Raw genomic sequence first — 26,883 nt, forward strand, 5'->3', positions numbered from 1 at the left:
TGAGTGTTGATGGGGCTCCGTCGCCCGCTTGTGCGCGGGCGACTTGGCGGTTCAGAACTGCCTGGCTAAAGCCGCTGCAAATATGCCGGCGGCGATCGCCGGCAGCGGTTTTTTAAGAATCAACATGACGATTGCCGTGATCAGCAGCGCCCAGCGCGCGCCGTCATCCCCTTTGACGGCCAGCGGAGCCAGCACTGCCACCAACACCGAGCCCGACATGGCCGTGATGAACTGCTGCACCCGATAGTTGATCGGCACGAACGACATCACAAAGACACCGCCCCACCGAGTCGCCAATGTCACCGCGGCCATTATCAATACGACCAGCAAGGTGCCATACCCCGCCGTTTCAATATTCATTGTGTTTTCTCCATCCACAGTGCTCCCAGGATGCCTCCCGCCAAAGCCCCCACCACGACATGACTGTTAGCCGGTAAATACCAATAGGCCAACAGCGATGAGCAGGCCGCCACGGTCCAGATGATGAGCATGCGCAGGTTCTTTTTCCCGCCCACGACCATCGCCAACAAGAAACAGCCCATCACCATATCGAGCCCAAAACTGACCGGGTTCTCGATAGCGCTGCCAAAATGAAGCCCCAGCCAACTCCCCAGGATCCAAGTGACCCACAGTGCAATGCCGCCGCCAAATAAAATCCCCAGCCCCGGCTTGCCCTGACTGAACGCCTGCATCGCCATGGCCCAGTTGGCGTCCGAGACAACCAGCATCACACCGTAGCGTTTGGCAACGGGCAACTCCCGCAGCCACGGGTAAAGCGTCGCGCCCATCAACAAGTGCCGGGCGTTGATGGCGAAGACGGTAATCATCAGCGGAACGACCGGTACTTGCTGCCCCCACAGATCCAACGCGGCAAATTGAGAAGCGCCGGCGAAAACCAAGGTGCTCATGAGCACGGCTGACGTATCGCTCAAGCCCGTTTGCGCAGCCGCGAGGCCGAAAGCAACGCCGAACACGACGACAAAAAGAGAGATGGGAATCAGTTGCTTGAAACCGTCGTAAATGTGCTTCAGCTTTAGCTCATGCAAATGGGGTTGTTCGCTCGACAAAACATCGCCTCTTCTGGTTATCCATGGTGTAAAAGCGGGGAGTATGAAGCTGAATCTTCATGTCGAAAACTTCTCGGCGGACCTGCACCTATCAACCGGCGAATCCTATCCGTCGTAAAACCCGCGACGGGCGCGTACCGTGCCCCATTTCCCGATTCAAAATGGGCGTCATTCAAACTGCCACTCCGTCATAGGTGAATACCATGAGCACCCTTGAAAAAGCGATATCGATTGCCGCCCTGGCCCATGAAGGGCAAGTGGATAAGGGCGGCGCCCCTTACGTTTTGCACCCCCTGAAGGTCATGCTGCGCCTGGCCTATGACGAAGAGCGCATCGTGGCGGTGCTGCACGACGTGGTCGAAGACACTGCGACAACCCTCGCCGACCTGCGCAATGAAGGCTTCAGCGAAGCGGTCCTGGGCGCAATTGACGCGCTCACCAAGCGCGAAGGCGAGACTTACCAGGCCTTTATCGAGCGGGCTGCATACGACCCGATCGCGCGCCGAGTGAAGCTGGCTGACCTTGCGGAAAACAGCGATTTATCCCGCATAAGCGAGCCAAGTCAGAAAGACTTGGATCGAATTGAAAAGTACCGCAAGGCGACTGACTACCTGACGGCCTTGCAGCAGTAGGTGCCATTGAAACAAATAGAGTGAAGCGCGTCACAGACCAAGCGACCGCTCAAGCTGCCAATGCGGAATGTTCCACATCAACGGTCATAAAGCGGCAAAATAAACGCCCCAGACGACTCGCTCGAATCTTCGACAAAACCAAAGCAACCAATGCTCTAAAACCAGAGCACAGGATTTCTTGGAAGAAAGACAACTATTTATGGAAAACAGGAGCCTTGAAAATGAGCACGACTGAACAAGTACAAAGCACGGGCAAATACAGCGCCAAATGGCAGGAACGCTTCGACTTCTTCGATACCTACGGTGCGCCAAACGACCCGCGCTACAAGGAAGCCGTCAAGACGCTGCCTGGCGTCAAGAAGAAAATCCTCATCAACGCCAACGTGATTGCGTTTTTCTTCGGCCCTATCTACTTGTTCGTCCTGGGCCTCTGGAAGAAAAACCTGGCCCTGCTGGGTATTTTCCTGGCGATCAATATCGCATTGAGCGTGATTTTCGCACTCATCGGCATGGAGTTTCCCCGTCCCTTGAGTACAGGCCTGAGCATCGCCATGTCGATGATGTACGCACTCATGGCCAACTACGCGTACTACCTCAAAGAAGTGAAGGGCGAGCAAGGCTGGAACCCGTTCAAAGGCATGCGTCTCTGATTGCAGGCTCGGCTCATCAGCAGCCCGCACCTTGTCATGAGTGTGCGGGCTTGTTGTTTCTGAGTCGTGGGAATTTGGATAGCCAAGCCTACAGACCTCAAATCAGTCCTGCCCAGTCATCGCATTGGCTGCGGGCTGCGCCGAAAGCGGAACATCGAACACTCGATCGAACACCCATTGAAAAACCAGCGCGTAAAAAAAGAAAAACACGAACAACCCCAGGTTGGTCACCAGCGCCAGCCACAGGCTGATGCCCAACCATGCGCCAATCACCGGAGTGAGGATCAACGTCAAGCCGCCTTCAAATCCCAGGGAGTGAAGCAGTCGTCGCTTCCAGTTGCGACGGCGGCTGGGTTGGCGGCGCTCCCACCACTCGAACAGGCCGTTGAAAAGCATGTTCCAGGTCAGCGCCACGGCAGAAATCACCAACGACAGCAGGGTTGAATACCCCATCTCTTGTTCGTAGGTCAGCGCGAGCGCCGGGGCCACGAACAGCACACCGCCGGCTTCGTAGAGGATGGCCTGGAGGATTTTACGGGATGTGCCTTGCATCGGTGGGCTCCTGAGCCGGGTGGAAGACCACAGCCTGGCAAGTTGAGCACCCGCGCACAATTGAGCTAAATTGAGCCACGCTCAACCTGAGTAACCTACCCGCCTATGTTCGCCAAACTGCCCCTCACCGCCTTGCGCGGCTTCGAGTCCGCCGCACGGCTGGGCAGCTTCAAGGCGGCGGCTCAGGAACTGAACGTCAGCCCGGCGGCGATCTCCCACCAAGTCAAAAGCCTTGAAGCCTTCCTTGGCGTGCGCCTGTTCGATCGCTCCAGCCAAAACGTGCGCCTGAGCGCAGACGGCGAGCGCCTTCACCCTTATATGCACCGCGCCCTGCTCGATATCCAGCAGGGCCTGCAGATACTGTCACCAACGTGTGCCGCGCAGTCCCTGGTGGTGAGCACAACGCCGGCGTTCGCCAGCCTGTGGCTGATACCTCGGCTCGGGGACTTTCATCGGTTGCACCCGGAGATCGACGTGAGGCTGCACAGTAGCAACGACGTGGTGGACCTGCGACGAGACGCCAGCATCGACCTGGCGATCCGCGCCCTGTTCAGGCCGGATCCACAGCTGTTCGAGCAGCCCTTATTGGATGAGCACTTTGGTGTTTATTGCCGCCCCGGTTGGCAACCACCCGCGGCGGGCTCGCCTGTTGAACTGATCGACGTGCCATGGCTGAGCAGCGCAAACGTCGCAATCGACTGGCCTGCATGGTGCGCCAAGGCCGGTACCCTCGGCTGGCTGGAGCGCGCGCGTTTGCGGCGCTATGACGAAGAACAGCATGCCCTGCAAGCGGCGATCGCCGGGCACGGGTTGGTGCTCGCCAGCAATGTGCTGGTTGCTGAGGCGGTTGCGCGTGGGGAGCTGGTTGATTATCGCCCCGAGGTTCGCTTGGCGGGTGCGCGGTATACGGTGGTGTGCGTGCCGGGGCGGGAGCGGCAAGTGGAAGTGCGGGCGTTTAGTGAGTGGTTGTTGGGGCGGAGCATCGCAAAACCGGATGCTCCTGCCAGCCTCACCCCGGACCAGGAAGGGAAACTTATCCCCTGAATCTGTGGCCGTACGAGGATAGCTTATCTTGTGGCCCCTTCTGCGCAGAAGAACAACGAAGCTCGATCCGTTCCCTCCCTTGAGCGCGATCAGGGAAGAGGCGGATTCGCGGCAAAATTCGTAGGAATATTGAGAAAGGAATGCCAAGCATCCACAGCATCATGATGGCGCTGGGTCGCATCCTCCCAAGAAGGACCGGAGACCTCTTTCGCAGAAACCAGCATCATCATTTTTATCGTTGCGGCATCCAGCTCTTTGAGAAGCTCATGGGATGTGGCCCTGAATTCTTCGAACGACGTCATTCCATTTACCTCGGGCGGTGCTCACCGCTATTGAGAAATACATATTCCTCGAGAAATGGAGTCCCCCGGGCGGCAGTAATTCCAAAGGGTCGGACCGCCGGTAAATTCATTACGAGGCGATGCTCACGGCCGGCAGGGGTCTGTCCCTCGATTTGCACTATTTATCGGGCAGGAACCGGTCGATGATCATCGAGACTGCTTGCACCGGAGAGATCAGGGCTGTGTCTATACAATAGGGAATTTCATCCCACGGCTCATATTCATGATCCAGTACAGACTGCCAGGTGGGTAGCTTCAGCCCAGGAATATCGCCCCTCCGTGTTTCGACCCTGCGCCGATGTTCATGTATATCGGAGCAAATCACTTGGATGTTTGCCAACCGACTACCCGCCCGTGAGGCGACTTCGCTCCACGCGATTCGGCTTTCGAGGACGGGATTGACACAATCAACGATGACCCTGCGGCCCAAACGAAGATTACTCAGGGCAAGCTCATTGGCAACCATGTAACCACTGCGCCCCACATCTTGCGCAAGAGCGCCCGAGCTCCGAATCGCCTGCTCAATCGTATCGATCCGCAGGTACATGGCGCCTGTTGTCTCGGCGAGATCATGGGCAATAGTCGTTTTTCCGGTGCCGGGCAGGCCGCTGAAGACGATGAGCATTCCATGTCCTTCGGTGAGTGAGCTATCCATTGTAGGCAGCCGTTTTTCCAAGTGGCCTCAAAATCGCGGGCTACTCCCCTACCCACAAAACCAAGACCGAACGAACTCAATCAGTGATCTTATCAACAGCCAAACCAACCAGCACAAACGGCAACAGGGCGATGACGAATACCGTCATCCCGAAGGCCCCGTAGGCATCGTGGATCTTATCGCCCAGGCCTTGCTTCGACGGAGGAACGAGAACGCTCTCGGACAGGTTCAGGGCATAACGATAGGTTGGGGATTGATCGTACCGATTGAAATTGCACTTCGTAGCGTACAAGCCGACATAACGATCACCCGGCACTGGCGTACGGCTTTCGTGACTGGCAAGGAGCTGCTCCAACTGGGCGACCTGCACCTTGAACTCAGCCTCACATTCAGGCTGACTTGCAAAAGCACGACTCGTTTTCCTAATGGAATCTGGGCGCACCTGATGATCGAGAACGACCTCGTAGGTATCGCCTTGGTCATCGACGCGTTTGTAGACCTTGGAACCCGTAAGCGACTCTCTTCCGGTAGCGGATAGCGCCTTGAACTCATCGCTGGAAAGCGGCTGGTTCAAGGTATAACCGTAAATCTGGGGGGCTTTGAACGGTTCCTTCGCAGGTTTTGTGGCGCACCCGGCCGATGACGCAATAATCGAAAGGCTCAGCGCGGTACAGAGCGTCCTGTTCATGACTCTTCCTTGAATTGCTTGGGTTCCCTGAAGCAGGCGTGGAAGAGTATCGGAAATAGGCAGTGGGCGCCGCGCAAGAACGATCAAATATTGCCCCGGAAACCGGGACAGAGCCTGATTTTGAGTTCACTGTAATTAGTCCGCCTCATCATCGCGGTTGTTTCTTCCCGCCGTGAAGTCAGCCTACTCACAAGCGCCTAGGGGCAGGTAACGGCCTTTCGAGACTGCTTCTTGGTCCACAGAAGACGACCGTTGATTCTTCCATCAGACCACGACTCGGTAACCAAAGAGCAATTGCCGCTCAGGTTTTCAACAAACGTCCTTGGATAGCCTTCAGGCTCATCTCCACCCCAACGCATCCAATTTGGATCTGGCGAAGTCACTGATCGATAAGGCATGCAGGCTGCCAGTGTGGCCAGCGAGAATGCCAAAATTACTTTTCTCATATAAGTTCCGACCCATTTGGCGAGTGTCCGGGCAAAAACGCGGGGTATAAATTGATTGGATGCTTTCCCGGCGTGAGTTACGACGAGGGATTGCTGCAAGTGCCGCCATACAACCCACCTCGATCGGCGGAAACCAGAAAGCTGGGCACAGACCGCGATTTGAGTTCACGCGTAATCGGACCGTCTCATAGTCGTGGTCTGACCGCGTTTCCCTTGCATCCGCAGCCCGCAAGACCATTGTCGCGAGTGACGATGAGGGGATGGGGAAAGCCTTCGATTTGAACTCATGATCTAACTCACTGTAACGCCACCCTAACGACGCTCGCTCCCTGCGGGCTCGGCTGGTGAAGAAAGCACGGAAACGGCGCAAAGGGTTTAAATTGGACCAGACCATATCCAAGCGTGCCTGCACCATCTCATTTTTCGCCTGGACGATCTGCCCTGCCAAACTTAGCGCCCTCCTTTTGAACTCCCTGTGAAGCGCCTGCTCCTCGGTCTCGTTTCCCAGTGGCTTAACCTTCATCTCGGAAAATGTGAAAAGCGTTTTGTCGCTGAGCACACAAAACGTGCCGCGACATTTTTGTATATTGCCCTGGAAGATAAAATCGACCGAAAAGAACGCAAGTTCCTCCACGTCTATGTAGTACAGCGGCTCACCCAGGAGATTTCGAACTTTTCCGTCCTGATGAATCCGGCCCAAAGGCGCCCCATCGCTGCCTCTGCCTTTGAAGACCAGGTAGCGACCGTTCGTGTAGTTGTACGGCATTAGCGCTCCTAGTTTGCCCATTAGCGGTCCCCATCCATGACCCTTTCCCGCCACGCTATCAGAGAACGGGATAGCGACCTTGCGCTTTTTAATCTGTCGCAAATCTTATGCGTATCAATGGGCGCCTGCATTCATTCCGTTAGCATCAGCGCTGCTGCAAGCTCTAAAGATAATTCTCTTCTGGTGCTTCGCGTTTAGCACTTGAAAAGCACATTGCACCGGGTACACCAACCTTCAGCGGCGCTGCGGTTCATTGGAAAACGGAAGGGAGGATGACTTGTATCGGCAACCGTCAAAACCAGCGAGAACTTTATGAATCTACGCCGAAGCTCGTCGGCTGGAACGCTCCTGCCAGCCCCATCGACTATTTGCATAACCCCGCCCGACACTCGGCTGTCAATCCGTAGCCACTCAAACTGCCAGCCTGTTACCCACGTGAAGTCTTGAATTTGATAGTCGCCGGTGACGCTTTGGCATTGAGCGAGTTTCTTGCTGGAGAGGTCAAAGACAAAAAATACGGGGTTTGGATAGCCGAGCATCTGACTATCGTCAAGGCTCAGACCTTCTTTCAGGTTGATGGATGCGACAAGTGCTTTTGCTCGTCTCTTGCGCCATATCAAGTACCCTATGGCGAAGCAAAAAATAGAACAGGAAACCACGAAGAGCTGACGTCCTTCGACTGTAAGCTGATCGGGCCAAAACCGTACCAGGCCCCACAAGAGTCCTATCGTCGCAAGCCCCGATACCCAGGCGGCGGGGATCACTATACTGTTAGCGAGATTAGCTCCGAGCGTCCTCGAACAGCTTTTCATAACTGAACCAATATCATTTATAGAAGAACTCGCAGGTTATCATTCACAGCGCGCTGGCTTATAGGCGTTGGCACGCAATGCACGGAACGGGTCTTGAACAGGGTTTCGTTTACTTGGTTGCGCTGGAAACCTCACCGTTGGCCGGCTAACCTCTTCAGTCGTCCAGAGCCATCATCGACGTATGCAATTACGCCCAGAAACGCGGCTAGCTCACAGGCGAGCTGTTTCTGTTGAGTGACTTTTATTCCGACGACACGGCGAGCGATTGACAAGCGCCCGTTTTCATACTCGACATAATTGCTGTAGGACGTGCGAAAAACAGCCATGTGGCCGTCGGGCTTGAGCACTATTCGCAGCGGTGTACGTTTCGTTAGCCGATACCGTCCGAGGAAAGCCACACCAGACGATTCCACAGTCAGTGAAGCACGCTCGCTGATATCTCTGCCCAGTTGATATGCCCACCACATCACAACAAGGCTTGCGAGGAGGATGCCCGGCCATTGCCTCCCAGGTAACGACAGCCCGGTCGATAAGCTGATACAAAAAACTGCCGTGATGCCCCAGGGTGCCTGGCGAAGCAGTGGGACAAAGAGCAAACGACCGATGCCGATCTTCGGCCGGATGATGAAAACCTCGTTGGAGCCAAGTGATGTCATCCGTAATCTTCTATCGCAGCCTGGGCACGCAGCCATTCACTCACCAGCCTTATCCACGAACGCCATAGAACTCGTTCAGTGCTATTAACTCGAACACAGCGACCAACAGCAGAAAGCAACGAATCTTCTTGAGAAAACCCTTCGGGGCCTTTCGTATGGCTGGATCTCACCGGGCTCGTCAAAAAGCGCGGACAAGAAATCGAGCAACCCCTTCGACACCTCCTAAGCACAGCAGGCCCATCTATCATCGCTGAGGGCAACCAATCTTGAATCGCCTGATAGACAGCGCCTCGTTACGTGCGTCCTTTTCGTGCTGAGCCTTCATGGTGAAGCTGCCGTCTTGGTAGCTGCGAGCCATGGCTTGGTTGTTTCGGTCGATTTCACTGTAAATGCGCGCGCACTCAGTGGCCACTGCTGCCGGTTCGGTTGGAATGGGTGCATTTTCGACATCGAGAACGTATTGGGATTTCTGATAGGCGCAGCCAGCCAGTGTGACCGCCGCCAAAAACGTCATTGCCATTTTGTACATGAGACATCCTTATCTTATCGTTTCAATGAAGAACCCTGCGGCTCTCCCCGATCCTGATGCGATCGAGCGCGCGATTTAGCGCATCCAAGGCGTCCAGAAGCGCTTTTGCTTCAGCTTCACGACCATCCCCCCAAAGACGCTCAGCCATTTTATTGAGGGCCAGGATCGATCTCTCGATATCAGCCGCAGTTGCCGTTTTGGAGGCTGATGACTGTTTCGTCATGCGGTTCTTCTGATTAGAGGCAAAACCCGGTCAATGGCGGGCTGTGCTTGTTAGTTCTTGCAGACCACCTGCGGAGGCGCAGCAGGCGTCAGCTTTTTGGGAATTACAATTGGCGTGCCAGGTAAAGTGGCGAGTTCGAAAACCCCCAATATACAAAGAAGCGCTTGCCCGCCCTCATTGTTTGGCATGCTACCCACCCCTGCCAAAGCTTCGTAGTCTTTTCCTGGTTCCAGCGTGTAAACGAGCGCCTGGCCACCGCAGGATGAGTAAGTGCTGCCATAGCTACCGATAGTCGCGCCAAGGGTCGCAATCTGGAATGGCAGATCAGCCCTGACGCGATACTCGGTTACGACCTCTTTATACACCCCTTCGCCCATCCGAATAGCAGGGATGTACTGAGTAAGAGTGGGCGAAACTCTTTTCGGCATGTCAATGGTCGTCGACTTCAGGGGGTGCTGCGGATAGTTGATGTTCGCCGTCCCGTCCCGCCCGAAACGTCCGGCTTCAGCCATCTTATGACGGGTAGCGGGAGCGCAACCGCCTACGACGCTATCGCCATACACACTGGAATTCGTGATAACGCGAACACGCGCCAATCCCTCTGATTGAGCAGGCTCTTCGTATGGAACTGAAGGTATTCCAGAGCAACCAGTAAGGGCTGCAGCAAAAAAAGTTACGAAAGCGACAACCCGCATGACCATGTCCTTATGTACTCGATAAATCCAAAAAAAACCCGACACTATGGCCGGGCTTTTTTTGTGCACTCCAATGCGCAGGAATGACAGGATGAATAGATGATGGCTTGTTGGCTCACCGGGAGTCAAACAGCTTTGGTGTGGTCGCAGCAAACGTCAGGGCCGCCCTGGCGACGCTCGATCAGAGCGAGAGCGAGGTATTCATAAGGATGGCCCTGGCTGTTCTGGTGACGATGGAGTGACGTCCTGATCATCTGATGCAGCTTGCGGAGGGATCCAATAGGCATCTCTCACCTCATCTAAAGCCTGCCATGGCTCAGCGCCGAACCTCGCATTTGGACAGCCCGACTCATGGCTAAACATGAGATTTCTGTCCACCTCGGACTGTTCCATGCCGCAGCTTTTGCATTTCACGATCTGATTCTGAAGGGCCCATTTTTCGTGCCAGGAGATGAGCTTTTCAAGGGGTGTCATTTTCTAACATTCCGACCAAAACCTGTACAAAATATAATTTATGTATAGGTTTTTCGCTACCCCCATCTCTCTAAATTCCTCTCGTCGGCCGCGTTATGTCGACGGAAACTCAGCGTACAGCAGCTCATAAGATGGTTGAGGAAGGGGAAGTGATCGGAGAGTAAAGGGCGGGATATGCACCCAGGATTTGCAGAAACTGCTCGACATTCAGCCGATGGGAGTCGTCGTTCCGGTTGACTCGATTGAGCGATGCGGTGTGATTCATCCCCATAAGGTGAGCCAATTGTTTCGGCCCCGCCTCAAGAACCGCCTCGCGATGTACCTGTTCCATTTCGGGAAACCTCTTCGTGGTTGTCGTGGCGGAGCGTCGCGCCCAAGGCGAAAATGTGCGCCCTGGGTCATCCGTCGCGGACCAGAACACCCACACGGCATAGCTACGCAGATTACCTGGCGACCTCTGGGCGGCCTGACACAATTATCTACTGCGATCACTCCAGATACGGGCCCCACAAGGAATTGAGCTGTTCGAGACACACAAGGAGGCGCAAGACCTCGCGAATCAGCTCGCCGACAAGGACTTAGAAGATGAGGAGATCGCTAGGGCTGAGGGATACGACCTGCTCGCCCTCCTCGGCTTGGTCGACATCGTAGAGATCGGCGATGAGCAGATTGCGATGACTTACAAAGAAGCCAGCTATTTGGAGAAGATTCCTCAGGGACAGACCACGATTTGAAATAACTTACTTGGCTCGCAAATTGATTTCGATGTGAAATAAGAAGACGGTTGCGGAGCGTCTACCGCGCAACCTTTCTAAGCTTCGCAAAAAATACGTAGCGTCAATTTGCCGTGAATCAAGGCAACGAGCGAACAGGACACAGCTGCTTGAAGGACCGAGCTCGGTGGAGCCTGCATAATCGTGGTGTGTCCCTAGACTTGCCCGGCGACGCAACGCATTTGATTCGCCGTAAGGCCAAGGCCTGGCTGATCCTGCTGGTCACCTGGATTCTGAGCGGTCGCAACGTCCACCGCGCGGCCGTGGTGTCCCGCCGTGACAACAATGACATGTACGGCATAGACGAACAGCTCGAAGCCATCGCCAAGCGCATCAGCCAGAACTACCCGTAATCACTCCCCCTTCAATAGATAAAGGCCCATAGGAACCTAACGTTAAGGAAAATCAGAACCAGCGCTGTTAAAAGGCCGGGTGAGCGCATCACACCCAGAAAAATGTAAAGAAATGGGTTCAGCATGCCAACCATGAACAAGGCCAACGCTTCAGCACCTGGTTTGGCCGGGTCAAACAGAGCCCAAATCAAAAACCCCGCCCATATTGCCCAGAAAAAGTACATCGTCACGCCATCGACGCGGAAAAAGGCCCGCTTAAAAGTGTGTCCTACCGTATCGGTCTCGTTGAGCATCTGCGCCACCGCGTAATCGATTCACATAAATCATAGCTGGTTGCCTCCGCTCCCTTAACTCTCCCCCATTCAAGGTCTACCGCTATCGCGGCAAGGACAAGTGCGCCTGTGAGTATCATCGACGATGTAATAACGGACAAAATTGATGAAAACGGGGATGGGACAGACCACGATTTGAGCTCACTTGTAATCGGACCGTCTCGTAAGCGTAGTCTGCCCCCACTTTCCTCTTATGAAACAGGCAGCTTATAAGTTGCCCGCCCTCATTATTCCGCCGCCTGCACCCGCAATCGTCTTCCAATTACATCCATAACATCACAACCATCGCGTAACGATGTGGTGAGCAATTTACAAAAGTCAGTCAACACCACCGTGTCTGAGCTGATGTCCGAGCGGAACGCGATATTCTCCAAGACTTGGGTCACTGTGCGGATACGGTAATCGGCGGTTTCGAAAAGGACGTCCAGAGGCGCTTCGGTGTCGATGAGCAGGGTTGCGGGGATGCAGTCGATGCCGGTGATGGGCATGCATCGGGTCATGAGTAGTACCTTCATTCAATTGATAAGGACTACCACTCAAACGTCGCCAAACGAAAGGGCGGCAGCTGTGCGCGGGTTGGCGAACCGGGAATGAAAGCGAACCGGCAGACTCGAAAGTCTCCCGCACACAGCTGCTATAAAGCAGTCTGCAACTGCAAAAAAGCCCCGCAGTGTGGCTGTGAAAGAGATGTGGAAATCCCGGCTCAATACGAAGTTACGATTGCTAAGGCGAGCTGCTGATCAGTCATCAGCGCCGGTCTGTAGGTCGTACGGTAATAGCGTACTGCTTGCTCAAACTGAGCACCGCGAATCTCGCCGCCTGAGCCAATGAACGCAAGCGCATCGGCCTTGGCAGGCTTGAATTTTTTCGCAGCCAGCATAGAAAGCCCCGTAGTCCCCGAAAGGAGGATGGTTGGAGCCAACGTTATCGTCATCATCGAATTTTGATACGAGCCCCGATTTTCCGCATCAGCTTGAGCGCTGATCGATACCGTGACTGCGATTACCAAGGTCTTCCATGAGCCCATACTTTGATACTTCCACTGTGATCAAAGGGTTGATTTCGGTGGTCGTTTTTCTAAAGCCTTTCCAAACGCCAACAAAAAAGGGCCCACCTTTCGGTGAGCCCTTCTAGACCGCCCAGCAGAGCGGATTTTGTTTGGTAGGCGCGATTGGACTCGAACCAACGACCCCCACCATGTCAAGGTGGTGCTCTAACCAACTGAGCTACGTGCCTGCTGTGAGGCGGCATTCTACGGAATTCCAAAGGGGTGTCAATACCTTTTTTCACCTAACCCTATGAATATGCAAAATATTTAATTTCGTCGATGCCACGAAGATTCGGAGGTGGCTGGCGGCCGATTTTTATCTCGGGTAGGATCGCTGCATTCGTAAAAAATATAAAACAGAGGTTGCAGAATGGCGAACACTTCCTATCCAGCGTCTTATTACGCCGCATCGGCCAACCCGGTTCCGGCGCGCCCGGCCCTGCAGGACGACGTCGAGACTGATGTGTGCGTGATCGGGGCCGGTTACACCGGGCTGTCTTCTGCGCTGTTTTTGCTGGAGAACGGCTTCAAGGTCACTGTGCTTGAGGCGGCGAAGGTGGGCTTTGGGGCTTCGGGTCGTAACGGCGGGCAGATCGTCAACAGTTATAGCCGCGACATCGATGTGATCGAGCGTAGCGTCGGTCCTCAGCAGGCGCAGTTGCTGGGCAATATGGCGTTTGAGGGTGGGCGGATCATTCGTGAGCGGGTGGCAAAGTATCAGATTCAATGTGATTTGAAGGACGGCGGTGTGTTCGCCGCCCTCACCGCTAAACAGATGGGCCATCTGGAGTCGCAGAAGCGCTTATGGGAGCGTTTCGGTCATACCCAGCTGGAGCTGCTGGATCAGCGGCGTATTCGCGAGGTGGTGGCTTGCGAGGAGTATGTGGGCGGCATGCTGGACATGAGCGGTGGGCATATTCATCCGCTCAACCTGGCATTGGGCGAAGCGGCGGCGGTGGAGTCCCTTGGCGGAGTGATTTATGAACAGTCGCCGGCGGTGCGCATCGAGCGTGGCGCCAGCCCGGTTGTGCATACGCCACAAGGCAAGGTCAGGGCCAAGTTCATTATCGTGGCGGGCAATGCCTACCTGGGCAATCTGGTGCCGGAACTGGCGGCCAAGTCCATGCCTTGCGGTACCCAGGTGATCGCCACCGAGCCGTTGGGCGATGAGTTGGCTCATAGCCTGCTGCCCCAGGATTATTGCGTCGAAGACTGCAACTACCTGCTCGACTACTACCGACTGACGGGCGACAAGCGCCTGATCTTCGGGGGTGGCGTGGTGTATGGCGCGAGGGATCCGGCGAATATCGAGGCGATCATTCGGCCGAAGATGCTCAAGGCATTCCCGCAGCTCAAGGACGTGAAGATTGATTACGCCTGGACCGGAAACTTCCTGCTGACGCTGTCGCGTCTTCCGCAGGTCGGGCGCCTGGGGGATAACATTTATTATTCCCAAGGCTGCAGTGGCCATGGCGTGACGTATACGCACCTGGCGGGCAAGGTCCTGGCCGAGGCGCTGCGTGGTCAGGCTGAGCGTTTTGATGCGTTTGCGGACCTGCCTCACTACCCTTTCCCTGGTGGGCAGCTATTGCGCACGCCGTTTGCGGCGATGGGGGCTTGGTATTACGGGTTGCGGGATAAATTGGGGTTCTGAAGCTGCCAACAATAAGGGCTGCTTCGCAGCCCTGCGGGGATAAATCCTCTCGCCACAGCAAGCTCCCTCGCCACGGACTTGTTCCAATATCGTTATTCCAAAAACAAAAAACCCCGGTCTTTCGACCAGGGTTTTTGCTATCGACTAGAAGTAGCTTTGCAGCTTTCTTCTTAGCTTCAAGGCGTTCAGTGGGCCTCGAAGCAGATATGGCGCAGCGGACGGGACTCGAACCCGCGACCCCCGGCGTGACAGGCCGGTATTCTAACCGACTGAACTACCGCTGCGTATCGCTATGGACTTGCGTCCAGTTAACTCGTCTGATCAAAACCCTTGGGTCTCGATCTCGAACCAGGCGAACCTGCTTCGGAAAATATGGCGCAGCGGACGGGACTCGAACCCGCGACCCCCGGCGTGACAGGCCGGTATTCTAACCGACTGAACTACCGCTGCGCGTCGGTGGAGGCTTTTGACAGCTTCCGTTTTGCTTTCGCAAAACTCTCGTAAAACATGGTGGGTGATGACGGGATCGAACCGCCGACATTCTGCTTGTAAGGCAGACGCTCTCCCAGCTGAGCTAATCACCCTTTGCTTCGTTGAGGCCGCGAAATTTACGCAGGTACCGAAGCTAAGTCAATAGCAGGGTTGAAGTTTTTTCAAAACAGTTTCAAACGGCACCTGCAACCGCCCTCACTCATAAATCATTTTCTTGGTCATGCCACCGTCCACCACGAACTCCTGCCCTGTGACAAAACCGGCATTGCGCGACAATAGCCACGCCACCATCGCCGCCACATCCTCTACCGTACCGACCCTCCCCGCGGGATGCTGGGCATGATCGGCATCGGTCAACGGCTGCGCGCGACGCTGGGAGGGATCCCGCGCGTCGATCCAGCCAGGGCTGACAGCGTTGACCCGGATCTCCGGCCCCAGGCTGATTGCCAGGGCATGGGTCAGGGCCAGCAGGCCGCCCTTGCTCGCCGCGTAGGCTTCGGTGTCGGGCTCCGATTGCGCGGCGCGGGTCGAGGCCAGGTTGACGATGGCGCCGTTATGAGCGCGCAAATACGGCGCGCAGTGCTTGGCCAGCAGCATCGGCCCGCCCAGGTTCACCGCCAGGACCCGATTCCAGTAAGCCAGGTCGAGGCTTTCCAGGGTGATGTTATGCGGGTCGGCGATAGCCGCATTGCACACCAGCGCGTCGAGCCGCCCGAACTGCCCGAGCACCTCGGCGATACCGGTGGCGACCTGCGCTTCGTCCGCCACGTCCATGGCGATGAACCAGGCGTGATCGCCCAAGGTCTTCGCCACCTTGGAACCGCGCTCGCGGTCCAGGTCGGTCAACACCACCTGCCAGCCTTCACAGATCAGCCAGGCAGCAATGCCCAGGCCGATGCCCCGCGCAGCACCCGTAACCAGTGCAACCCGGCCATGAGTACCGCTCAGCGGCGCAGCCAGCTCAATCACAAGGCCGCCAACCCGCGGGCCAGGTCAGCTTGCAGGTCCGCGACGTCTTCCAGGCCGACCGCGACGCGGATCAGGCTGTCACGAATACCCGCCGACTCGCGCTCCTGAGGCGACAGACGACCGTGGGACGTGGTGCTCGGGTGGGTGATGGTGGTTTTGCTGTCACCCAGGTTGGCCGTGATGGAAATCAATCGGGTCGCGTCAATGAAGCGCCAGGCGCCCTCCTTGCCTCCCTTGACCTCGAAGCTCACCACCGCACCGAAACCGCGCTGCTGACGCAAGGCCAGGTCATGTTGCGGGTGGCTCTCGAGGCCGGCGTAATGCACTTTCTCGATGCCGTCCTGCAGCTCCAGCCACTCGGCCAGGGCTTGGGCATTGGCGCAATGGGCCTTCATGCGCAGGCCGAGGGTTTCCAGGCCCTTGAGGAAGATCCAGGCGTTGAATGGGCTGAGGGTAGGACCTGCGGTGCGCAGGAAGCCCACCACCTCTTTCATCTGCTCGCCACGACCGGCCACCACGCCGCCCATGCAACGACCCTGGCCATCGATGAACTTGGTCGCCGAATGCACCACAACGTCCGCGCCCAGCTTCAGCGGTTGTTGCAGTGCCGGGGTGCAGAAGCAGTTATCGACCACCAGCATGGCGCCCTTGGCGTGAGCGATTTCCGCCAGCGCAGCGATGTCCACCAGCTCGGCCAGAGGGTTGGAAGGCGACTCGACAAAGAGCAACTTGGTATTGGCCTTGATGGCCGCATCCCAACCGGACAGGTCCGCCAGGGGCACGTAATCGACCTCGACGCCGAAACGCTTGAAGTACTTTTCGAACAGGCTAATGGTCGAACCGAAGACGCTGCGCGACACCAGCACATGATCGCCGGCGCTGCACAGGCTCATCACCACGGCCATGATCGCGGCCATGCCGGTGGCGGTCGCTACGGCTTGCTCGGCGCCTTCCAGGGCAGCGATACGCTCCTCGAACGCCCGCACAGTCGGGTTGGTGTAGCGCGAGTAGACGTTGCCCGGCACCTCGCCAGCAAACCGCGCCGCAGCATCGGCGGCCGTGCGAAACACGTAACTGGAGGTAAAGAACATCGGATCGCCATGTTCGGCCTCCGGTGTACGGTGCTGACCCGCGCGAACCGCCAGGGTATCGAACGCTACGCCTTCAAGGTCGCTGTCCAGCCGACCAGCATCCCAATCCTGACTCATGCTGTCACTCCTTAATCGGTTAAACGCAAACCGGCCCCTGGGGGCCGGTTCGTACTCAGTTGTTGTACAGATCGATGATCGCACTGACCGCCTGGGTCTTGGCCTTGGACGCGTCGTTACGCGCGTTCTCGATCTTGTTCAAGTAGGCATCGTCGATGTCGCCGGTGACGTACTTGCCGTCAAATACCGCGCAATCGAACTGTTCGATCTTGATCTTGCCGCCACCCACCGCTTCGATCAGGTCCGGCAGGTCCTGGTAGATCAGCCAGTCGGCGCCGATCAGGTCGGCCACGTCTTGGGTGGTGCGGTTATGAGCGATCAGCTCATGGGCACTCGGCATGTCGATGCCGTAGACGTTAGGGTAGCGCACGGCTGGGGCCGCGGAGCAGAAATACACGTTCTTGGCGCCGGCTTCACGGGCCATCTGGATGATCTGCTTGCAGGTGGTGCCACGGACGATGGAGTCGTCCACCAGCATCACGTTCTTGCCGCGGAATTCCAGCTCGATGGCGTTGAGCTTCTGGCGTACGGATTTTTTCCGTGCGGCCTGGCCCGGCATGATGAAGGTCCGGCCGATGTAGCGGTTCTTCACGAAGCCTTCGCGGAACTTGACGCCCAGGTGGTTCGCCAGCTCCAGGGCCGCGGTGCGGCTGGTGTCCGGAATCGGGATGACCACATCGATGTCGTGCTCCGGACGTTCGCGCAGGATCTTGTCGGCGAGTTTCTCGCCCATGCGCAGGCGCGCCTTGTAGACCGAGATACCGTCGATGATCGAGTCCGGACGCGCCAGGTAGACGTGTTCGAAGATGCACGGGGTCAGGGACGGGTTGGTCGCGCACTGACGGGTGTGCAGCTTGCCGTCTTCAGTGATGTAGACCGCTTCGCCCGGGGCCAGGTCGCGAATCAGGGTGAAGCCCAGCACGTCCAGGGACACGCTTTCGGAAGCGATCATGTACTCGACGCCTTCGTCGGTGTGACGCTGGCCGAACACGATCGGGCGAATGCCATGGGGATCGCGGAAACCGACGATGCCGTAGCCGGTGATCATCGCCACCACCGCGTAGCCGCCCACGCAACGGTTGTGCACGTCGGTCACGGCGGCGAACACGTCTTCTTCAGTCGGCTGCAGCTTGCCACGCTGGGCCAGTTCATGGGCGAACACGTTGAGCATCACTTCCGAGTCGGAACTGGTATTGACGTGGCGCAAGTCAGATTCGTAGATCTCCTTGGCCAGTTGCTCGACGTTGGTCAGGTTGCCGTTGTGCGCCAGGGTGATGCCGTAAGGCGAGTTGACGTAGAACGGCTGGGCTTCAGCCGACGTCGAGCTGCCCGCAGTCGGGTAGCGCACATGGCCGATACCCATGTGACCGACCAGGCGCTGCATGTGACGCTGGTGGAACACGTCACGCACCAGGCCGTTGTCCTTGCGCAGGAATAACCGGCCGTCATGGCTGGTCACGATACCGGCAGCGTCCTGGCCGCGGTGCTGGAGCACGGTTAGCGCGTCATACAGCGCCTGATTGACGTTCGACTTACCGACGATACCGACGATGCCACACATGCGACGCAACCCCTACTTAATGGATCTGAACTGAACAACACTCACTGCGGCGTTTTGGCCGTCGGCAAGAGGTGTTCCTTGAACGGTATTTCAGCGGGTACGCTGATACCGCTGGCAAGCCACTGACTGCTCCAACCCAGGATCAGGTTTTTGGACCAGTCTGCGACCAATAGAAATTGTGGCACGAGCCGGGACTCCTGCCACCACGTATCCTGCTGCACCGGCCCCAGGCTCAAGAGCCCGACGGCCACGACCACCAGCAACGCGCCGCGCGCCGCGCCAAAGGCCATGCCCAGGAACCGGTCCGTCCCGGAAAGCCCGGTGACGCGAATCAGTTCGCCGATCAGATAATTGATCATTGCGCCAACCAGCAAGGTGGCGATAAACAAGATGGCACAGCCCGCGATTACGCGGGCCGAAGGAGTTTCGATGTATCCGGCGAGGTACTGGGACAGCGAACCACCAAACATCCAGGCTACGACTCCCGCGATGATCCAGGTCAGCAGCGAGAGGGCTTCCTTGACGAAGCCGCGGCTCAGACTGATCAATGCGGAGATGGCGACGATCGCAACGATCGCCCAGTCAACCCAGGTAAATGGCACGGTGCAGCCTACAGACGGATAAGGCGGCGCATTTTAGCAGAGCCCAGGGCTGTCGGTAAGCTGCGTGATTCAAATCCGCTAAATCGCCGTCAACCACGCTCTGGCTGGAAGCGCACGACGAACCCCTTGAGGTTTTGCTGGCGGCTGAGCAGGTCACGCAGGCGGTCGGCCTCGGCGCGCTCGATCAGCGGGCCGACAAACACCCGATTCTTGCCATCGGCGGAACGGATGTAGGCGTTGTAGCCCTGGCTGCGCAAGGTTTTCTGCAAGTTTTCGGCACTTTCGCGACTGGTCAGGCTGGCCAGTTGCACCGACCAACTGACCGACAGGCCGTTGGCATCCACACGACTCTGGGTCGTGTCCGGCTTGGCCGGGGCGGCGGTGATCGGCTGGCTTGGGGCCGGCTTGATCGCCGGCGCCGCGGGAACAGGCACGGGGGCGACAGCCGGTTTGCTCGGTGCGGCGGGAGCCGGCGCGGCAGGCGCCGGTGCAATCGGCGTGGAAGGCGCGGCAGGTTGCTCAGCCAGTTCCTCGTCGCTTGGCACCGGCTCCTGAGGCAACGCCTGGGGCTCGGGCACAGCCACCGGCTCGACCTGCACAGGCGGCACCGAAGGCGCCTGGGGCGCGGCTGGCGCATCGACCGTAACCTGGCGCTGCTCGTCCTGGCGGGAAAACAGCATCGGCAGGAAAATCACCGCCAGGGCCACCAACACCAGGGCCCCGACCATGCGCTGCTTGTACGCTTTATCCAGCAATGCCATCTGCAGCTTCCTCCGTGGAGCGCCGGGCCAACCATTGAAGGGCCTCGGCAACACAAAAAAATGATCCGAACAGCAGGATTTCATCATCGGCCGTCGCCAGGGCGCACTGCCCTTCCAGGGCGGCGGCCACACTGGCATAGGCTTGCAGTGAAGCACCGTGACGCTGCAAGGCCACCTGCAGCTCAGCCGCCGTACGCGAACGCGGCGAATCCAGTGGCGTTACCGCCCAGTGCTGGACACTAGCATCCAACGCCTCGACAACGCCATCCAGATCCTTGTCGGCCAGCAGCCCGAACACCGCCAGGCGCCGTCCTGCCAAGGGCCGACGCGCCAGGCGCTCGGCCAAGTACTGCGCCGCATGGGGGTTATGGCCGACGTCCAGCAACAGGGTCAGGCGTTTGCCTTGCCAATCGAACTGACGGCGGTCGAGGCGACCGACCACACGGGTCGCCTGCAACGCCTGGACGATTTGCCCGGTTTCCCAGGGCAAACCCAGCAACAAGTAGGCCTGGAGCGCCAGCGCTGCGTTTTCCATTGGCAGGTCCAGCAGCGGCAGGTCGCGCAACTCCACCGGATTGCCGTGCAGGTCGCTGCCGCGCCATTGCCAATGCCGCTCGGTCATCGCCAGGTCGAAATCCCGACCACGCAAAAAGAACGGGCAGCTCAGCTCGCGAACCTTGTCCAGCAATGGCTGGGGAGGATTGAGATCGCCACAGAGCGCAGGCGCGCCCTGGCGGAAGATGCCGGCCTTCTCGAAGGCCACGGATTCGCGGGTATCGCCCAGGTAATCGGCATGGTCCACGCCAATGCTGGTGACCAGTGCAATGTCGGCGTCCACCAGGTTGACCGTATCCAGCCGCCCGCCCAGGCCGACTTCCAGCACAACCGCATCGAGACCGGCACGGGCAAACAACCAGAACGCCGCCAGGGTGCCCATCTCGAAATACGTGAGGGTTGTATCGCCTCGCCCGGCTTCCACCGCGGCAAAGGCTTCGCACAGCTGGGCGTCCGTGGCTTCGACGCCATTCACTTGCACCCGCTCGTTGTAGCGCAGCAGGTGCGGCGAGCTGTAGACACCGACGCTCAGCCCCTGGGCCCGCAGCAACGAGGCCACGAAGGCACAGGTGGAACCCTTGCCATTGGTACCGGTGACAGTGATGACCCGGGGCGCCGGCTTGGCCAGTCCCATGCGGGACGCTACCGTTTGCGAGCGCTCCAGCCCCATGTCGATGGCCGATGGATGCAATTGCTCGAGGTAGGCAAGCCAGTCGCCCAGGGTGCGTTGGGTCATAGCCCGGCAGGCACTGGCGGAACCACGATCGGCTCGACCGGTGCGGCGACGAACGTCGGCGTCGGCAGGCCCATCAGCTGCGCCAACAGATTGCCCAGGCGCGGACGCAGCTCCTGGCGATGGATGATCATGTCGATGGCACCGTGCTCCAGCAGGAACTCGCTGCGCTGGAAGCCTTCCGGCAGTTTTTCACGCACGGTCTGCTCGATCACACGCGGGCCGGCAAAGCCGATCAGCGCTTTCGGCTCGCCGACAATGACATCGCCCAGCATGGCCAGGCTCGCGGAAACACCGCCGTAGACCGGGTCGGTCAGCACCGAGATGAACGGAATGCCTTCTTCACGCAGACGCGCCAGCACCGCGGAGGTCTTGGCCATTTGCATCAGGGAGATCAGCGCTTCCTGCATCCGCGCACCGCCGGAAGCGGCGAAGCAGATCATCGGGCAACGGTTTTCCAGTGCATGGTTGGCGGCGCGAACGAAACGCTCACCGACGATGGCCCCCATGGAACCGCCCATGAAGGAGAATTCGAAGGCCGAGACCACAACCGGCATGCCCAGCAAGGTGCCGCTCATGGACACCAGGGCATCTTTTTCACCGGTCTGCTTCTGGGCAGCGGTCAGGCGATCCTTGTATTTCTTGCCATCGCGGAATTTCAGGCGGTCCACCGGCTCCAGGTCGGCGCCCAGCTCCACGCGGCCTTCTGCGTCCAGGAAAATATCGATACGGGCACGCGCACCGATGCGCATGTGGTGGTTGCACTTGGGGCAAACGTCCAGGGTCTTTTCCAGCTCTGGACGGTACAGCACCGCCTCGCAGGATGGACATTTGTGCCACAGACCTTCAGGCACCGAGCTTTTCTTCACCTCGGAACGCATGATCGAAGGGATCAGTTTGTCTACTAACCAGTTGCTCATGCTTTCTTTCTCCAGTACCGGCGGCCCGAACGCTCTGGTTCGCGGCCCCGCGTATGCCCTTGAGCTAAATTCATTGTGCGGCGAGGGTCGAACGGCCACCACGGTCAGCGCGAAACATGACCTGCGTGCAGCCCAACCTCCTCTGCCATCCCGGCAACCGCTGCACCGCGGTCGCCCCTACGCTATCGGCCCACCCGGAGGCGGTGCCTGCCTGCTTTGTACAGTGCAGGTATGGACGGCGGCAGTCTGCCAGCCGTCACATTGACTACTGGCTGTTGCGAACAGCAGCCATGAACGCACGAATCTTTGCCGGATCCTTGATGCCCTTGCCCTGCTCCACCCCGCCGCTCACATCCACCGCGTAGGGGCGAACCTGGCGAATGGCCGCGGCGACGTTTTCCGCCGTCAGGCCACCGGCCAGGATGATCGGCTTGCTCAGGCCTTGTGGCACCAGCGACCAGTCGAATGCTTCGCCGGTACCGCCGGGCACGCCTTCCACATAGGTGTCCAGCAGGATACCGCTGGCATCGGTAAAGGCTTCGCAACCGGCGGCGATGTCGTCACCGGCCTTGACCCGCAACGCCTTGATGTACGGACGATGCCAGCCTTCACAATCGGCCGGGGTTTCGTCGCCATGGAACTGCAACAAGCCCAGCGGCACCGCATCGAGGATCTCGCCCAGCTCGCAGCGACTGGCATTGACGAACAGCCCTACGGGCGTCACGAACGGCGGCAAGACCTGGACGATCGCCCGCGCCTGCTGCACCGTCACCGCCCGCGGGCTCTTGGCGTAGAACACCAGCCCGATGGCATCGGCCCCGGCCTCGACCGCCGCCAACGCGTCCTCGACGCGGGTGATCCCGCAAATCTTGCTGCGAACGACGGGCATGGTGGCTAAAACCTCAGGCAAATCCGTGAAAGTCCCGGATGGTAACAAATGCTGCGGAGGGCGTCAGCCGTCGAGTTCCGAGAAGCCGGTGAGGAAATGTGGCCCGATGTAACGCTCCGGCAGTTCGAATTCATCGCGATACTCGACCTCTACCAGGTACAGGCCAAACGGATGCGCCGTGACACCACCGGAACGGCGGACACGACTGTCGAGCACTTCCTTGATCCACTCCACCGGCCGCTCGCCGGCGCCAATGGTCATCAGCACGCCGGCAATGTTGCGCACCATGTGATGCAGGAACGCACTGGCGCGGATGTCGAGCACGATCATCTTGCCGTGCCGGGTCACGCGCAGGTGATGCAACTCCTTGATCGGCGACTTGGCCTGGCACTGGCCCGCACGGAATGCGCTGAAATCGTGGACACCGACCAGGTATTGCGCGGCTTCGGCCATGCGCTCGACGTCCAGCGGGCGGTGGTTCCAAGTGATTTCTTCGTTCAGGTGCGCCGGACGGATTTGATCGTTGTAGATCACGTAGCGATAACGCCGGGCGATGGCCTTGAAGCGGGCATGGAAATGCGCCGGCATCACCTTGGCCCAACTGACGCTGACGTCATGGGGCAAGTTGATGTTGGCGCCCATGACCCAGGCTTTCATCGAGCGTTCGACCTGGGTGTCGAAATGCACCACCTGGCCGCAGGCATGCACGCCTGCGTCGGTCCGGCCGGCGCAATGCAGCGACACGGGCGAGTCGGCGACTTTGGACAGTGCGTTTTCGAGGGTTTCCTGCACCGTCAATACACCGGACGCCTGGCGCTGCCAGCCACGGTAGCGCGAGCCTTTGTATTCAACGCCCAAGGCGATCCGGAAAAAGCCGTCGGCCGCCATTTCGGCGGCCGGGTTGTCTATGTTTGCCAAGAAATTACAGCCTGCTGAGTACGCAAAGGCGGGCATTATAAGGCCGGCGTGGCGGGATGCCAGTGTAACCGGTGGTCTTGGGCTGGATCGACGGGCGCCATCGCGAGCAAGCTCGACTCACACAAGGGTAGCCCCCCAGGCCCCTTTGGGAGCGAGCTTGCTCGCGATGAGGCCACCCCAGACACCATAACGCCCGCTGCAAACAAAAACGGCAGCCTCACCGGCTGCCGTTTTTGTTTAACTGCTGACTCACACCAAACGCGACAACATCTCCTGCGCTTCGCTCTTCTGAGTCGCATCGCCTTCGCTGAGGACTTCGCCGAGGATGTCGCGAGCGCCGTCGTGGTCGCCCATGTCGATGTAGGCCTGGGCCAGATCGAGCTTGGTCGCCACCTCGTCGGCACCGCTGAGGAAGTCGAAGTCCGGCTCGTCTTCGGCACCAACCAGGGCATCTTCAGCAGTGAAGGTCGGTTGGGCCAAGCTGTCGGACAGGCGATCCAGTTCGGCGTTTACATCGTCCAACTCGGATTCGAAAGCATCCTTTGGCCGGTCCTGCGCATCCATCTCGTCGGCAAGGGACAGGTCAAAATCTGCCGGCAGTTCGAGATCGTCGGCCGGCGTATCGTCCAGGGCCGGCGTTTCGGCTGCTGGAAGGTCCAGGCCCTTGAGATCGTCACCCAGGTCGAGCAGGAAGTCTTCGTCATCGAGCGCCGCTACCGGGGTCGGCGCGTCTGCACCCAGGTCCAGGTCGAATTCCGACAGGTCGTCCAAGCTCTCGTTGGCTTCAGTCTGCTGCTTGAGCACCGATTCGAAACTCAGGTCGTCATCTTCCGGGAAGGCGTCCAGCTCGGCGACAGGCTCCGGCGCTGGCGCGACCGGAGTTTCCAGGTCGTCCAGGCTCAGGTCGAAGGCGCTGTCCAGTTCCTCGTCAGTGGGCGATTTGTCTTCCAGCAGGTCCTTGACGTACTGCGCGTCCAGTTCTGCCGCCACTGTCGCCGCGGCCAGGCCGGCGGCGGTAGCGACCACCATGGCCGGGAAACGACTTTTCAGCTGTTCGACCTGGGCGAAGTTGTCGCCATTGGCCACCAGTTGGCGTTCCTGGGCGACAAAGGCGTCGCGGTCGCCCTGCAGACCGTAAACTTCCATCAATTTCAGGCGCAGGTCACTGCGCTGGGGTTCGGCCTTGATGCCCTGCTCGAGCAGGTCAGCGGCCTGGTTCAAGCGACCGCGGTCCATATGGGACTGGGCCTGGGGCAGCACGTCGTCGGAGCGATCGGCGGCCGGAGCCACCAATGGCGCGGCGATAGGCGGCGTGACCACCACAGGCGCGACCACCGGAGCCGGCTTGGGTGCTGGCGCAGGGGCCGGCGCGGGTTTTGGCTCAAGCTTTACGCTAGGCGGCGGAACATCAATGCCCTCGAAGCTGCTCGGGGGCAGATCGAACTCCGGGGAGAAGTCAGCCTCCTCCTCGAGGGCCCGGGCCATGCGCAAGTGTTTTTCCGCTTCCTGTTGGGCCTTGCGTCGACGGGCGAGCAACAACAGCAGCAACAGCAAAAGCAGCGCGCCGCCGCCAATCAACCCCAGCAGGATCGGATTGGTCAGCAGGTCGTTGTATTTTTGCTCGTTGGACGCGGCCGGCGTCGGCTCGACCGGTGTGGCTGGTGGCGTCGCTTCCGGAGTCGCTTCTGGCGCAGGTGCAGGCGCAGTCGTCGGGGCCTGTGCCGCTGGCGCAGGGGTCAGCTCTGCGGACATCGTCGGGGGTACCTCGCCTACCGGCGGAACCGCGGCACCTTCGGCCTGCATCTTGGCCAGTTGATTGTTCTTCAGCTCGATCAGGCGCTGCAGTTTGTCCAGTTGGCTCTGCAGATCCGCCATGCGGCTTTTCAGCTCTTCGTTATCCCGGCGAGCCGAATCGAGGCTTTCCTGGGTAACCGCAAGCTTGTTGGTCAGCGCCTGGGCATCGCCAGCAGCGCCCTTGCCGCCCGCTTTCGCCGAATCGGCCGACACCAGGCTCAAGTTGTCGCGACCGGCCGCCTGTGCCGGCGCACCTTCGCCACGGCCACGCTTGGTGGCATCCAACTGCTGCTTGCCAGCACCCGCCACGCCACGACGCCCCGAGCGCCAGGCGGCGTTCTGCGCAGCCACTTCGGCGATGGCCTGGGGTTGCGGCAACGCCGTGCTTTGCACCGCGTCTGGCAGGCGCAACACCTGGCCGGTCTTGAGCAGGTTGATGTTGCCGTTGATGAACGCGTTCGGGTTCAACGCCTGGATCGCTAGCATGGTTTGCTGGACCGACCCACCGTTGCGCACTTTGGCGGCGATTTCCCACAGGGTATCGCGCGGCGTGGTGGTGTATTGGGAAGGCTTGGTGGCCCCGGTGACCGGCGTGGCCACGACCTGGGGCGGTTTCGCCCGGGCCGCGTCGGCGGCTTGTGGCGAGAATTTGGAGGGATCAAGCAATACGCTGTAGTCGCGCAGCAGACGGCCGTTGGGCCACATCACCTGCACCAGGAACTTGACCATGGGCTCGGACAGCGGTCGGCTGGACGTGACCCGCAGGACACTCTTGCCGTTGGCGTTGATCACCGGGGTGAAGCTCAGGTCATTGAGAAAGGCCTGGCGGTCGACCCCAGCCTTGGCGAAGTCGTCGGGCGAGGCCAGGCTCGGCACGACTTCGGCGGCAGTCAGTTGCTGGACGTCGAGCAACTCGATCTCGGCGACCAGGGGCTGGTTCGGCGTCGACTTCAGGGTCAGTTCCCCGAGCCCGAGCGCTTGCGCCATACCGGAGGACAGCGCCGAGGCGGCCGCTATTGCTAACACCAGTTTGCGAACTTGAACCATAGCCTCTTCCTTTGTTTGAACATTCCTCGGCCAGCGAGAAGGTG

31 protein-coding genes and 4 tRNA genes are annotated in these 26,883 nt (G+C 58.9%); 5 read left to right on the plus strand and 30 right to left on the minus strand.

Translation table 11 applies throughout. The features are described from left to right. Positions 1–51: 51 nt before the first annotated feature. Both BT125_RS11450 and BT125_RS11455 read right to left on the minus strand, forming a co-directional pair. Entirely contained in the window at positions 52–360 is a 309-nt protein-coding gene (locus BT125_RS11450) for an AzlD family protein (protein WP_072406984.1), read from the minus strand. Then, on the minus strand, positions 357–1,067 hold the full coding sequence (locus BT125_RS11455) for an AzlC family ABC transporter permease (protein ID WP_072406986.1): 711 nt from the start codon (positions 1,065–1,067) through the stop codon (positions 357–359). Before BT125_RS11455 ends, BT125_RS11450 begins: the two co-directional genes overlap by 4 nt. A 203-nt stretch (positions 1,068–1,270) precedes the next feature. On the opposite strand from BT125_RS11455, the gene BT125_RS11460 reads away from it, so the two are divergent. Then, the gene (locus BT125_RS11460; protein ID WP_072406988.1) at positions 1,271–1,699 is read left to right on the plus strand and encodes an HD domain-containing protein; all 429 of its coding nucleotides are present in this window, start codon (positions 1,271–1,273) and stop codon (positions 1,697–1,699) included. A gap of 221 nt (positions 1,700–1,920) precedes the next feature. Continuing rightward, the gene (locus BT125_RS11465; RefSeq protein WP_072406990.1) at positions 1,921–2,349 is read left to right on the plus strand and encodes a DUF2628 domain-containing protein; all 429 of its coding nucleotides are present in this window, start codon (positions 1,921–1,923) and stop codon (positions 2,347–2,349) included. Between the two features lie 102 nt (positions 2,350–2,451). Here BT125_RS11465 and BT125_RS11470 read toward each other — a convergent pair whose 3' ends face one another. After that, positions 2,452–2,901 carry a PACE efflux transporter gene (locus tag BT125_RS11470; RefSeq protein WP_072406992.1) on the minus strand — a complete coding sequence of 150 codons (450 nt, stop codon included), beginning with the start codon at positions 2,899–2,901 and terminating at the stop codon, positions 2,452–2,454. Positions 2,902–3,006: 105 nt separating this feature from the next. On the opposite strand from BT125_RS11470, the gene BT125_RS11475 reads away from it, so the two are divergent. Beyond that, positions 3,007–3,945 carry a LysR substrate-binding domain-containing protein gene (locus tag BT125_RS11475; protein ID WP_072406993.1) on the plus strand — a complete coding sequence of 313 codons (939 nt, stop codon included), beginning with the start codon at positions 3,007–3,009 and terminating at the stop codon, positions 3,943–3,945. An 89-nt stretch (positions 3,946–4,034) separates the two neighbouring features. Here BT125_RS11475 and BT125_RS11480 read toward each other — a convergent pair whose 3' ends face one another. From BT125_RS11480 to BT125_RS30020, 10 genes are all read right to left on the minus strand, one after another. Next, positions 4,035–4,247, minus strand: a complete 213-nt coding sequence (locus BT125_RS11480) for a hypothetical protein (RefSeq protein ID WP_072406994.1) — start codon at positions 4,245–4,247, stop codon at positions 4,035–4,037. Between the two features lie 157 nt (positions 4,248–4,404). Beyond that, positions 4,405–4,911 carry a P-loop nucleotide/nucleoside kinase family protein gene (locus BT125_RS11485; RefSeq protein ID WP_072406996.1) on the minus strand — a complete coding sequence of 169 codons (507 nt, stop codon included), beginning with the start codon at positions 4,909–4,911 and terminating at the stop codon, positions 4,405–4,407. Positions 4,912–5,017: 106 nt separating this feature from the next. Continuing rightward, positions 5,018–5,629 carry a hypothetical protein gene (locus BT125_RS11490; protein ID WP_072406997.1) on the minus strand — a complete coding sequence of 204 codons (612 nt, stop codon included), beginning with the start codon at positions 5,627–5,629 and terminating at the stop codon, positions 5,018–5,020. 339 nt (positions 5,630–5,968) lie between these two features. After that, on the minus strand, positions 5,969–6,841 hold the full coding sequence (locus BT125_RS11500; protein WP_170866826.1) for a hypothetical protein: 873 nt from the start codon (positions 6,839–6,841) through the stop codon (positions 5,969–5,971). 194 nt (positions 6,842–7,035) lie between these two features. Then, complete coding sequence (locus BT125_RS11505; protein WP_256573758.1) at positions 7,036–7,500, minus strand: hypothetical protein; 465 nt, start codon at positions 7,498–7,500, stop codon at positions 7,036–7,038. Positions 7,501–7,784: 284 nt separating this feature from the next. Beyond that, positions 7,785–8,309, minus strand: a complete 525-nt coding sequence (locus BT125_RS11510) for a hypothetical protein (RefSeq protein WP_072407003.1) — start codon at positions 8,307–8,309, stop codon at positions 7,785–7,787. A 244-nt stretch (positions 8,310–8,553) separates the two neighbouring features. Continuing rightward, positions 8,554–8,838, minus strand: a complete 285-nt coding sequence (locus BT125_RS11515) for a hypothetical protein (RefSeq protein ID WP_072407005.1) — start codon at positions 8,836–8,838, stop codon at positions 8,554–8,556. Between the two features lie 22 nt (positions 8,839–8,860). Then, the gene (locus tag BT125_RS11520) at positions 8,861–9,061 is read right to left on the minus strand and encodes a hypothetical protein (RefSeq protein ID WP_072407007.1); all 201 of its coding nucleotides are present in this window, start codon (positions 9,059–9,061) and stop codon (positions 8,861–8,863) included. Positions 9,062–9,111: 50 nt separating this feature from the next. Beyond that, a complete protein-coding gene (locus BT125_RS11525) occupies positions 9,112–9,756 on the minus strand; it encodes a hypothetical protein (protein WP_072407009.1) in 645 nt (214 codons plus the stop codon). A 598-nt stretch (positions 9,757–10,354) separates the two neighbouring features. After that, positions 10,355–10,561: a phage regulatory CII family protein gene (locus BT125_RS30020; protein ID WP_315984994.1), complete on the minus strand. Its 207-nt coding sequence runs from the start codon at positions 10,559–10,561 to the stop codon at positions 10,355–10,357. Between the two features lie 591 nt (positions 10,562–11,152). Between BT125_RS30020 and BT125_RS11535 the strand changes: the two genes are divergently transcribed. Next, entirely contained in the window at positions 11,153–11,356 is a 204-nt protein-coding gene (locus BT125_RS11535; protein WP_139271714.1) for a hypothetical protein, read from the plus strand. Between the two features lie 11 nt (positions 11,357–11,367). On the opposite strand, the gene BT125_RS11540 is transcribed toward BT125_RS11535, so the two are convergent. The 4 genes from BT125_RS11540 to BT125_RS11555 all read right to left on the minus strand — a co-directional run bounded on the left by BT125_RS11540 (position 11,368) and on the right by BT125_RS11555 (position 12,924). Beyond that, positions 11,368–11,649 carry a hypothetical protein gene (locus BT125_RS11540; RefSeq protein ID WP_072407074.1) on the minus strand — a complete coding sequence of 94 codons (282 nt, stop codon included), beginning with the start codon at positions 11,647–11,649 and terminating at the stop codon, positions 11,368–11,370. A gap of 266 nt (positions 11,650–11,915) precedes the next feature. After that, positions 11,916–12,188: a hypothetical protein gene (locus BT125_RS11545; protein WP_072407013.1), complete on the minus strand. Its 273-nt coding sequence runs from the start codon at positions 12,186–12,188 to the stop codon at positions 11,916–11,918. A 203-nt stretch (positions 12,189–12,391) separates the two neighbouring features. After that, positions 12,392–12,715, minus strand: coding sequence for a DUF2388 domain-containing protein (locus BT125_RS11550; RefSeq protein ID WP_072407015.1), 324 nt, complete (start codon positions 12,713–12,715; stop codon positions 12,392–12,394). Positions 12,716–12,847: 132 nt separating this feature from the next. Next, positions 12,848–12,924: transfer RNA gene (locus tag BT125_RS11555), tRNA-Val, on the minus strand. Between the two features lie 182 nt (positions 12,925–13,106). Between BT125_RS11555 and BT125_RS11560 the strand changes: the two genes are divergently transcribed. Further along, positions 13,107–14,390, plus strand: coding sequence for an NAD(P)/FAD-dependent oxidoreductase (locus BT125_RS11560; RefSeq protein ID WP_072407017.1), 1,284 nt, complete (start codon positions 13,107–13,109; stop codon positions 14,388–14,390). 207 nt (positions 14,391–14,597) lie between these two features. On the opposite strand, the gene BT125_RS11565 is transcribed toward BT125_RS11560, so the two are convergent. The 13 genes from BT125_RS11565 to BT125_RS11625 all read right to left on the minus strand — a co-directional run bounded on the left by BT125_RS11565 (position 14,598) and on the right by BT125_RS11625 (position 26,839). Continuing rightward, positions 14,598–14,674, minus strand: a tRNA-Asp gene (locus BT125_RS11565). Positions 14,675–14,763: 89 nt separating this feature from the next. Continuing rightward, positions 14,764–14,840: transfer RNA gene (locus BT125_RS11570), tRNA-Asp, on the minus strand. Between the two features lie 58 nt (positions 14,841–14,898). Then, a tRNA-Val gene (locus BT125_RS11575) sits at positions 14,899–14,974 on the minus strand. Between the two features lie 103 nt (positions 14,975–15,077). After that, a complete protein-coding gene (locus tag BT125_RS11580; RefSeq protein ID WP_072407019.1) occupies positions 15,078–15,851 on the minus strand; it encodes an SDR family oxidoreductase in 774 nt (257 codons plus the stop codon). Then, positions 15,848–17,059 carry an O-succinylhomoserine sulfhydrylase gene (locus tag BT125_RS11585; RefSeq protein ID WP_072407021.1) on the minus strand — a complete coding sequence of 404 codons (1,212 nt, stop codon included), beginning with the start codon at positions 17,057–17,059 and terminating at the stop codon, positions 15,848–15,850. The genes BT125_RS11580 and BT125_RS11585 overlap by 4 nt, the downstream gene beginning before the upstream one ends. Positions 17,060–17,114: 55 nt before the next feature. Further along, positions 17,115–18,620, minus strand: coding sequence for an amidophosphoribosyltransferase (purF, locus tag BT125_RS11590; RefSeq protein WP_053123453.1), 1,506 nt, complete (start codon positions 18,618–18,620; stop codon positions 17,115–17,117). A 41-nt stretch (positions 18,621–18,661) separates the two neighbouring features. Beyond that, positions 18,662–19,222: a CvpA family protein gene (locus tag BT125_RS11595; protein ID WP_030142022.1), complete on the minus strand. Its 561-nt coding sequence runs from the start codon at positions 19,220–19,222 to the stop codon at positions 18,662–18,664. 89 nt (positions 19,223–19,311) lie between these two features. Further along, the gene (locus BT125_RS11600) at positions 19,312–19,983 is read right to left on the minus strand and encodes an SPOR domain-containing protein (protein ID WP_072407022.1); all 672 of its coding nucleotides are present in this window, start codon (positions 19,981–19,983) and stop codon (positions 19,312–19,314) included. Beyond that, a complete protein-coding gene (gene folC / locus BT125_RS11605) occupies positions 19,967–21,274 on the minus strand; it encodes a bifunctional tetrahydrofolate synthase/dihydrofolate synthase (protein WP_072407024.1) in 1,308 nt (435 codons plus the stop codon). The genes BT125_RS11600 and folC overlap by 17 nt, the downstream gene beginning before the upstream one ends. Then, on the minus strand, positions 21,271–22,191 hold the full coding sequence (gene accD / locus BT125_RS11610) for an acetyl-CoA carboxylase, carboxyltransferase subunit beta (RefSeq protein ID WP_072407026.1): 921 nt from the start codon (positions 22,189–22,191) through the stop codon (positions 21,271–21,273). The genes folC and accD overlap by 4 nt, the downstream gene beginning before the upstream one ends. A 265-nt stretch (positions 22,192–22,456) precedes the next feature. Further along, positions 22,457–23,080: a phosphoribosylanthranilate isomerase gene (locus BT125_RS11615; protein ID WP_072407028.1), complete on the minus strand. Its 624-nt coding sequence runs from the start codon at positions 23,078–23,080 to the stop codon at positions 22,457–22,459. A 63-nt stretch (positions 23,081–23,143) separates the two neighbouring features. Then, positions 23,144–23,968, minus strand: a complete 825-nt coding sequence (gene truA / locus BT125_RS11620; protein WP_072407076.1) for a tRNA pseudouridine(38-40) synthase TruA — start codon at positions 23,966–23,968, stop codon at positions 23,144–23,146. Positions 23,969–24,247: 279 nt separating this feature from the next. After that, positions 24,248–26,839: a motility hub landmark protein FimV gene (locus tag BT125_RS11625; RefSeq protein ID WP_072407030.1), complete on the minus strand. Its 2,592-nt coding sequence runs from the start codon at positions 26,837–26,839 to the stop codon at positions 24,248–24,250. Positions 26,840–26,883 lie beyond the last annotated feature (44 nt).

The sequence above is a fragment of the Pseudomonas sp. NFACC04-2 genome, assembly GCF_900119265.1.
Classification (GTDB): Bacteria; Pseudomonadota; Gammaproteobacteria; order Pseudomonadales; family Pseudomonadaceae; genus Aquipseudomonas; species Aquipseudomonas fluorescens_AA.